This window comes from Bradyrhizobium sp. 23 (genome assembly GCF_023073295.1).
GTDB classification, from domain to species: Bacteria; Pseudomonadota; Alphaproteobacteria; order Rhizobiales; family Xanthobacteraceae; genus Bradyrhizobium; species Bradyrhizobium canariense_D.
Genome location: NZ_JADPJF010000037.1, coordinates 142768 through 150821, shown reverse-complemented (window position 1 = coordinate 150821; position 8054 = coordinate 142768). Strand labels below are relative to the sequence as shown.

Sequence of the window (8054 nt, the reverse complement as noted above, 5' to 3'; positions counted from 1 at the left end):
GCAATCCTTCAGGCCGATGATGCTCGGATGCCCGGCGAGCCGCAGCAGCGTCTGGTTGGTGATGTTGACCGAGGTGCGATAGGGAATGTTGTAGAGCGCGAACGGCCAGGCGGCGTGATCGGCGAGCGCCTCGAAATGCGCCAGCAGCCCCCGCTGCGACGGCCGCACATAATACGGGCTCGCGATCAGATAACCGTCGATCGGCCAGTCCGCGGTCTCGTCGAGACGCTCCTTCAGCCGCGAGGTGTCCGCGCCTGAAAGTCCGAGGCAGATCGGAAGCTTGCTGTGGGCGGTGGTCAGCTCGTCGCGCACGATGGCGACGAGGCGTTCGAGTTCGGCTTCGCGCAGCGTCATGCCTTCACCGGAGGTCGCCCCCAGGATGAAGCCGTCGACGGCCTGCCCGCTGTAATGCCGTGTCAGCCGGCGCAGCGACCTCTCGTCGAGAGCGCCGTCGCGAAACGGCGTTATCAGCGGCAGCCAGAGCCCGTGCAATTGTTCCTGTAGTCCGGTCATGTTCCATCTCCTTCTCGGGAAAAATCCTGAGACGGGGCACATGAAAAAACCCCGTCCAGGCGGCGGGGTTTTCGAAGTTTCGGCTCGCGATGACGAAGGCTGTTAGCGCGCGCAAAAATCCGAGGTCCCCAGATGGGGGCCTTTTTTCGAGGCGACTGCCTGCGAGGAGATTGCGCACGACTTCGTGATCATTCGCAAATGATGCGGGGTAAGCATGGAACTGTCAATACACGCGGAGGGCGATGGCCGGATTTGCCAAAAAAAAGCCGGGCTCGATCGAGCCCGGCTTAAGGTATTGGCCACGTGAGGCCGACACAATCACCTTCCAAGAGGGATTACTGAACTCCCGCGCCACTGGAGGAGGGGGACAAATGCGCAACGCGAAGGCTCAGCGTAGAAACATTATGGGCTAGCCTCGCGCCATGCATCAAGCGCCCAAGCCGCATGTCAGACATGCGGAAATCAGGACGGCCAGCGCTGCGCTTTGCTCACCACGAAGTCGCGGAACACTTGCACGCGCGCGACCGTCTTCAGCTCTTCCGGATAAACAAAATACGTATCGAGCTGGATCGAATCCGATTCGCCGAACAGCTGCACGAGGCGGCTCTGTTCTTCGATCAGATAGTCCGGCAGCGCCGCGATGCCGAGGCCCTGCTGACAGGCGCGGACGAGGCCGAGAATGTTGTTGACCCTGAAATAGGCTTCGCGCGGACCCGAGCCGTTGCGCCCCGCTTCGACCAGCCAGTTGCGGTTCTGAAGATGCGGGGCGAAGTTGCCGTCAGAGAGCGTGATGATGCGGTGGGAGTCGAGCTCCTCCAGCGTGCGCGGCGTGCCGAAGCGCTTGATGTAATCAGGCGAGCAATAGGCGTGGAAGCCCATCGCGAACAGCTTGCGCTGAATGAGATCCGGCTGCGTCGGCTTGCGGGTGCGGATCGCGACGTCGGCCTCCCGCATCGACAGGTCGAGCTCCTCGTCGGTGACGATCAGCGAGATCCGGATTTCCGGATAGAGCGCGGTGAATTCGCCGAGCCTGGGGATCAGCCAGTTGATGCCGACGCCGGGCGTGGTGGTGATCTTGAGATCGCCGCTCGGCCGCTCGCGGCTGTCGGTCAGTTTCGCGCGCGCCGCCTGCAGCTGCATGAAGACGTCATGGGCGGTGCGGAACAGGAGGTCGCCCTGTTCGGTGAGGATCAGGCCGCGGGCGTGGCGGTGGAACAGCGAGACCGAGAGCTCCTGCTCCAGTGCCGAGACCTGGCGTGACACCGCCGATTGCGACAGGCCGAGCTGCTCGCCCGCGTGCGTGAAGCTGCCCGCTTCCGCCGCGGCGTGAAACACCTTCAGCTTGTCCCAGTCCATATCCGTAAATCCGTCGCGTGTTCTTGCCATGATGTCTATTCCGCTGCCGCGCGCTCGCTGGCGCGCAGGGCCAAAAATCGTTCCGCCTCGAGCGCCGCCATGCAGCCGAGGCCGGCCGCCGTGACCGCTTGACGATAGGTCTCGTCGGCGACGTCGCCGGCGGCGAACAGGCCGGGGACCGAGGTCGCGGTCGAGTTCGGGGCGACCTCGACATAGCCCGACGGTTTCAGCTTGACCTGCCCAGCCACGAGCTCGGTCGCCGGGGCATGCCCGATGGCGATGAAGACGCCGTCGGTCGGCACATCGGTCAACGCGCCGGACTTGACGTTCTTGAGTCGCACATGGGTGACCTTGTTCGGGTTCTCGGTGCCGCAGATCTCGTCGACGGCTGAGTCCCAGACCACCTTGATCTTCGGGTGCTTGAACAGACGCTCCTGCAGGATGCGTTCGGCGCGGAAGTGATCGCGACGATGCACGATGGTGACCTGCGAGGCATGGTTGGTGAGATACAGGGCTTCTTCGACCGCGGTATTGCCGCCGCCGACCACCACGACTTGCTTGTTGCGGTAGAAGAAGCCGTCACAGGTGGCACAGGCCGACACGCCGCCGCCCTGGAATTTCGCTTCGGACGGCAGCCCGAGCCAGCGCGCCTGGGCGCCGGTGGCGAGGATCACGGTGTCGGCGAGATAGACGTCACCGCTATCGCAGGTGAGGCGAAAGGGTCGCTGCGAGGTGTCGAGCTTCGTCACCAGATCGGTCTTGATCTGGGTGCCCACATGCAGCGCCTGCTTCTCCATCTGCTCCATCAGCCAGGGGCCCTGGATCACGTCGGCGAAGCCGGGATAGTTCTCGACCTCGGTGGTGATGGTGAGCTGGCCGCCTGCCTGGATGCCCTGGATCAGGATCGGCTCGAGCATCGCGCGCGCGGCGTAGATCGCCGCCGTGTAGCCTGCGGGGCCGGAGCCGATGATGACGACCTTTGCATGGACAGCGGCGGACATTTCGACAGATGCCTTTCACGGGGGACTGCAGCGCGGGCGCGGAACGTGCCGGGAGGCCTCGCGGAGGCGCTGAAATATCAGAGGTAATCTAAGCCTTCTGGTGAGCTATGCAAGAATTGCATTCCCTATCGGCGGATTTTTCCAACAGGGAACAAAAGTCGATTGCGCTGCACGCGCAATAAAATTGCGCCGGTCGTGCGGTCTGGGCTATGAGGATTGCGACAAAGCCACCGATACCGCCGCAAGACCAGGAGTTCCAATCACGTGTCGCGGAACCTAGACGAGATCGACCTGAAGATTCTCACCGAGATTCAGGCCGACGGTCGAATCACGAATGTCGAGCTGGCCAAGCGCGTCGGCATTTCGCCCCCGCCCTGCCTGCGCCGCGTGCGGGCGCTGGAGGAGGAGGGGTATATCCACGGCTATCGCGGGCTTCTGGATGCACGCAAGCTCGGCTTCGACGTCACGGTGTTTGCCGCAGTGCACCTCTCCAGCCAGGCGGAGGCCGATTTGCGCGCCTTCGAGGAGTTCGTCCGCGCCGAGCCGCTGGTGCGCGAGTGCTGGATGCTGTCGGGCGAAGTCGATTTCATCCTGAAATGCGTCGCACCCGACATGGCCACCTTCCAGGATTTCGTCACCCACCTGACCGCCGCCCCGCACGTCCGCAACGTGCGGACCTCGCTGGTGCTGCACAATTCGAAATACGAGGCGGCCGTGCCGCTCGACGTGAGAGGAAGAAGGTAGTTCGTCCTCTCCCCGCAGGCGGAGCGAGGTGGAGTAAGCCGCACCCCCTCGGCAACACTAGATATAAAAAGGCCGCGCATCGCGCGGCCTTTTCAAATCACGCGCGACGGCAAATCGTTACCGCCACTCCACCTTGGTGATCTCATAAGCCTTGGCGCCGCCGGGTGCGTTGACCTCGACGGTTGAGCCCTTCTTCTTGCCGATCAGCGCGCGCGCGAGCGGCGAGGTGATGGAGATGCGGCCCTTCTTGGCGTCGGCCTCGACCTCGCCGACGATCTGCCACACCGTCTTCTTTTCGGTGTCCTCGTCGACCAGTGTCACGGTCGCGCCGAACTTGATGGTGTCGCCGGACAGCTTCGAGATGTCGATGATGTCGGCGCGCGCCAGCTTGTCCTCGAGCTCGGCGATGCGGCCTTCATTGTGGGACTGCTCTTCCTTCGCGGCGTGGTATTCCGCGTTCTCCGAAAGGTCTCCGTGCGAGCGCGCCTCGGCGATATGCTCGATGATCCGCGGACGGTCCTCCGACTGGCGCTTCTTCAGTTCTTCCCCGAGCGCGGCAAAGCCGCCCGCTGTCATCGGTACCTTTTCCATCTCTTCTCTCGTCCTTCGGTCGCGCGCGCCCTGAAAAGTCAGCGCGCACGCAACTTGATTCGTCAGTCTGTCCGGGGGCTCAACGCGCGTGCCGCCGAACGTTCATATGGGCTTGGCACCGGAACAGAACAACCATATGGCCGGACAGTTCCTCCGGCCATAGTGGCTTCACCGCCAATCACTAACAGAAGGTTGGGCCTTCCGCTCGCGATCAGGTTTCCGAAAAGTAGCTCTGCAGGGTCCGAACCTCAAGGTCCCCGCCCAGATAGGCGCGGATGCCCTGCGCGGCCGCCACGGCCCCGGAAAGAGTGGTGTAATACGGCACTTTATGCAAGAGGGCCGCGCGCCGCAGAGAACGGCTGTCGGCGAGCGCCTGCGGGCCTTCGGTGGTGTTGAAGACGAGCTGGACGTCGCCATTGGTGATGGCATCGACGATGTGCGGCCGGCCCTCCAGCACCTTGTTCACCTTCTCGGTCGGGATCCCCTGGTCGGTCAGGAAGCGGGCCGTGCCCGACGTCGCCAGCACCTTGAAGCCGAGCGAATGCAGCTCGCGAACGGCCTCGGTGATGCGCGTCTTGTCGCTCTCGCGAACCGAAACGAACACCGTGCCCTTGCGCGGCACCCGCGTGCCGCCGCCGAGCTGGCTCTTGGCGAACGCCACCGCAAAGGAGCGGTCGATGCCCATGACCTCGCCGGTCGAGCGCATCTCGGGGCCGAGCACGGTATCGACCCCGGGGAAGCGGGCGAACGGAAACACCGATTCCTTCACGCCGACATGATCGAGGTTCGCCTTCTTCAGGTTGAAATCGGCGAGCTTCTCGCCGGCCATGATGCGCGCCGCGATCTTCGCCACCGGCGTACCGACCACCTTGGCGACAAAGGGCACCGTGCGCGAGGCCCGCGGATTGACTTCGAGCACGTAGATCTCGCCGTCCTTGATGGCGTATTGCACATTCATCAGGCCGACGACGTCGAGGCCGAGGGCCAGCTCGCGGGTCTGCCGCTCCAGCTCCTCGATCATCTTGTCGTCCAGCGAGTGCGGCGGCAGCGAGCAGGCGCTGTCGCCGGAATGGATGCCGGCTTCCTCGATGTGCTCCATGATGCCGACGATGAAGGTGTCCTTGCCGTCGCAGAGGCAGTCGACGTCGATCTCGGTCGCATCGGACAGATAGCGGTCGAACAGCAGTGGGTTCTTGCCGAGCACGGTGTTGATCTGGCCGGTCTTGTCGTTCGGGTAGCGCGCCTTGACGTCGCCCGGCACCAGCTCCGGCAGCGTGCCGAGCAGGTAATCACTGAGCTGGTTTTCCTCGCGGATGATTTGCATCGCGCGGCCGCCGAGCACGTAGGACGGGCGCACCACCAGGGGCAGCCCGAGATCGGTTGCGACCAGGCGCGCTTGCTCGACCGAATAGGCGATGCCGTTCTTGGGCTGCTTCAGCCGCAGCTTGTCGAGCACCCGCTTGAAGCGGTCGCGGTCTTCCGCAAGGTCGATGGCGTCGGGCGAGGTGCCGAGGATCGGCACTTCGGCGGCTTCCAGCGCGCGCGCGAGCTTGAGCGGGGTCTGGCCGCCGAACTGCACGATCACGCCGTGCAGCGTGCCGTTCGTGCGTTCCTTCGCGATGATCTCCAGCACGTCCTCGGCGGTGAGCGGCTCGAAATAGAGCCGGTCGGCGGTGTCGTAGTCGGTCGACACCGTCTCCGGGTTGCAGTTCACCATGATGGATTCGTAGCCGGCGTCGTGCAGCGCGAAGCAGGCGTGACAGCAGCAATAGTCGAACTCGATGCCCTGGCCGATGCGGTTCGGTCCGCCGCCGAGGATGATGACCTTCTTCTTGTCGGACGGCGAGCTCTCGTCCGCAGGCGCGCCCGCGAACGGCGCCTCATAGGTCGAGTACATGTAGGCGGTGGGCGAAGCGAACTCGGCCGCGCAGGTGTCGATGCGCTTGTAGACCGGGCGAACGCCGAGCGCGTGTCGCTTCGCCGTGACCTCGGCCTCCGTCGTCTCTGCGATCACCGCGAGCCGGGCATCGGAGAAGCCCATGGCCTTGAGCGTGCGCATGCCGAAGGCGTTGCCCGGCAGGCCGTTCTTGCGGACCTTCGCTTCCATCTCGACGATGCCGCGCATCTCGCTGAGGAACCACGGATCGATCTTGCAGGAATTGAAGATCTCCTCGTCCGACCAGCCGAGCCGCATCGCCTGCCCGACCTGGAGCAGCCGGTTCGGTGTCGGCGTGCCCAGCGCAGCGCGGATCGCATTCTTATCGTCGTCGCGACCGAGACCTTCGATCTCGATCTCGTCGAGGCCGGTGAGGCCGGTCTCGAGCCCGCGCAATGCTTTCTGAAGGCTTTCCTGGAAGGTGCGGCCGATCGCCATGACTTCGCCGACCGACTTCATCGACGTAGTCAGCGTGGTGGAGGCACCGGGGAATTTCTCGAAAGCGAAACGCGGCACCTTGGTGACGACATAGTCGATCGTCGGCTCGAACGAGGCCGGCGTGGCGCCGCCGGTGATGTCGTTGGCGATTTCGTCGAGCGTGTAGCCGACCGCAAGCTTGGCGGCGACCTTTGCGATCGGAAAGCCGGTGGCTTTCGAAGCCAGGGCGGAGGAACGCGACACGCGCGGGTTCATCTCGATGACGACCATGCGGCCGTCTTCGGGATTGACGCCGAACTGCACGTTGGAGCCGCCGGTCTCGACGCCGATCTCGCGCAGCACCGCCAGCGAGGCGTCGCGCATGATCTGGTATTCCTTGTCGGTCAGCGTCAGCGCCGGCGCCACCGTGATGGAATCGCCGGTGTGAACGCCCATCGGATCGAGGTTCTCGATCGAGCAGACGATGATGCAATTGTCGTTCTTGTCGCGCACCACCTCCATCTCGTACTCTTTCCAGCCGAGCACGGATTCTTCGATCAGCACTTCGTTGGTGGGAGACGCATCCAGGCCGCGCTCGATGATGTCGAGGAACTCTTCCTTGTTGTAGGCAATGCCACCGCCGGTGCCGCCCATGGTGAAGGAGGGGCGGATGATCGCGGGCAGGCCGATCTCGGACAGCGCCATCAGCGCCTGGCCAAGCGCATATTCCTGGTAGCGCTTGCGGCGGTCGCTTTCGCCGAGTGTCCATTGCCGCTCGAGTTCTTCGAGTGCAGCGCCCGATGCCTTGGCGCGTTCGGCCTGGTACTTGTCGCGGAACGACTTCTTCAGGGCGGAGGCGTTGGCGAGCCGCGACTTAGGCGTCTCGAGCCCGATCTTGGTCATGGCCTCGCGGAACAGCTGGCGGTCCTCGGCCTTGTCGATCGCGTCCGCGGTGGCCCCGATCATCTCGACGTCGAACTTGTCGAGCGTGCCTTGCTGGCGCAGCGACAGCGCGCAGTTCAGCGCGGTCTGTCCGCCCATGGTCGGCAGCAGCGCGAAGCCGCCGGGAATGACGTGACGTTCCTTCTCGATGATTTTCGCGACGATCTCTGGCGTGATCGGCTCGATATAGGTCGCATCAGCCAATTCCGGATCGGTCATGATGGTGGCCGGATTGGAATTGACGAGGACGATGCGATAGCCCTCTTCCTTCAGCGTCTTCACCGCCTGGGTGCCCGAATAGTCGAACTCGCAGGCCTGGCCGATCACGATGGGACCGGCGCCGATGATCAGGATGGTGGTGATGTCTGTACGTTTGGGCATCAACTCTCGCCGAAGTGGAATTTGGGCACAAAAAAAGGGCGCGCCTGCTGCGCGTCCCTTTGGCCGAGAGCGCGGTGGTCCCCCCTCGCGCGCGGGGTGGGTCTTAGACCAGTTTTCCGGGCGGCGAAACCCCGAAAAACGCCCATCAACCGGCAATTTTGACCGGTTTTGGC

6 protein-coding genes are annotated in these 8054 nt (G+C 63.8%); 1 reads left to right on the top strand and 5 read right to left on the bottom strand.

All coding sequences use genetic code 11. The features are described 5' to 3' along the window. The 3 genes from IVB32_RS06695 to trxB form a co-directional block, all read right to left on the bottom strand. The coding region (locus IVB32_RS06695) for a dihydrodipicolinate synthase family protein (protein ID WP_247410028.1) at window positions 1–513 on the bottom strand (513 nt) is incomplete at its 3' end. Between the two features lie 462 nt (window positions 514–975). Further along, complete coding sequence (locus IVB32_RS06690; RefSeq protein WP_007614700.1) at window positions 976–1899, bottom strand: LysR family transcriptional regulator; 924 nt, start codon at window positions 1897–1899, stop codon at window positions 976–978. A gap of 5 nt (window positions 1900–1904) precedes the next feature. Then, entirely contained in the window at window positions 1905–2870 is a 966-nt protein-coding gene (trxB, locus tag IVB32_RS06685) for a thioredoxin-disulfide reductase (protein ID WP_247296188.1), read from the bottom strand. A 264-nt stretch (window positions 2871–3134) separates the two neighbouring features. Here trxB and IVB32_RS06680 point away from each other — a divergent pair, with 264 nt between their 5' ends. Beyond that, the gene (locus IVB32_RS06680) at window positions 3135–3614 is read left to right on the top strand and encodes an Lrp/AsnC family transcriptional regulator (protein ID WP_007596676.1); all 480 of its coding nucleotides are present in this window, start codon (window positions 3135–3137) and stop codon (window positions 3612–3614) included. 117 nt (window positions 3615–3731) lie between these two features. Here IVB32_RS06680 and greA read toward each other — a convergent pair whose 3' ends face one another. Both greA and carB read right to left on the bottom strand, forming a co-directional pair. After that, window positions 3732–4205 carry a transcription elongation factor GreA gene (gene greA, locus IVB32_RS06675; RefSeq protein WP_007596674.1) on the bottom strand — a complete coding sequence of 158 codons (474 nt, stop codon included), beginning with the start codon at window positions 4203–4205 and terminating at the stop codon, window positions 3732–3734. Window positions 4206–4416: 211 nt separating this feature from the next. Then, on the bottom strand, window positions 4417–7881 hold the full coding sequence (carB, locus tag IVB32_RS06670; protein ID WP_085348771.1) for a carbamoyl-phosphate synthase large subunit: 3465 nt from the start codon (window positions 7879–7881) through the stop codon (window positions 4417–4419). Between the last annotated feature and the right edge of the window lie 173 nt (window positions 7882–8054).